This is a genomic window from Novosphingobium sp. UBA1939, assembly GCF_002336885.1.
GTDB lineage: Bacteria > Pseudomonadota > Alphaproteobacteria > Sphingomonadales > Sphingomonadaceae > Novosphingobium.
On record NZ_DDFB01000053.1, the window covers coordinates 5,827 to 6,728 of the forward strand.

A 902-nucleotide genomic window follows, 5' to 3' on the forward strand; every position below is an offset into this window, starting at 1 on the left:
TACGATCGCGAATACGTGCTGATGCTGGCCGACTGGAGCCCGCTCCATCCGCACGCGATCATGCGCCAGTTGAAGGCGATGAGCGGCACGTTCAACATGCGCAAGCAGACGCTGTCCGGCCTGCTGGCGGGGCGCGACCAAAGCGCGAAGGACCGCTTCGCCTGGGCCGGGATGCGCATGGACCCGACCGACATTTCCGACGTGACCGGCTCCACCTACAGCTACCTCGTCAACGGGCATGACAGCGCGGCGAACTGGACCGCGCTTTATGCCCCCGGCGAACGGGTGCGCCTGCGCGTGATCAATGCATCCGCCATGACCAACTTCAACTTGCGCATTCCCGGCCTGGCGATGACCGTGATCGCCGCCGACGGACTGGATGTTCAGCCGGTGGAAACCGATGAAATACAGATCGCTATCGCCGAAACCTACGACGTGATCGTCACGCCGGCAGACGCCGGCCCGCATGCGATCGTGGCTGAGGCGCTGGACCGCAGCGGACAGGTACGCGCCACGCTGGCCACCCAGCCGGGGATGGCAGCGCCGATCCCGCCGATCCGCTCCCGCCCGGTCCTCACCATGCGCGATATGGGCATGGATATGAAGGGCATGGGCGAAATGCACCATTCGATGGCCATGCGCGATGGCGCCAACGCGCCGTCGGTGAAGATGGGGCCGGGCGTCGCCATGATCGCGCCGATGCCGGTGAACCGGCTGGCCGACCGCCCCACCGGCCTGGAGGACGTGGACCACCGCGTCCTCACGTATGCCGACTTGCGCGCGCGCGATGCCAACCCGGATAAGCGCACGCCCACGCGAGAGATCGACGTCCACCTGACCGCCAACATGGAACGCTACATGTGGTCGATCGACGGCGAGACGATCTCGGGCGGCGCGAAGCC

At 66.5% G+C, this 902-nt stretch carries 1 pseudogene; it reads left to right on the forward strand.

Annotated features, from left to right (window positions below):
* Positions 1-902 (forward strand): annotated as a pseudogene (locus B3547_RS08145) (copper resistance system multicopper oxidase); the annotation flags it as partial.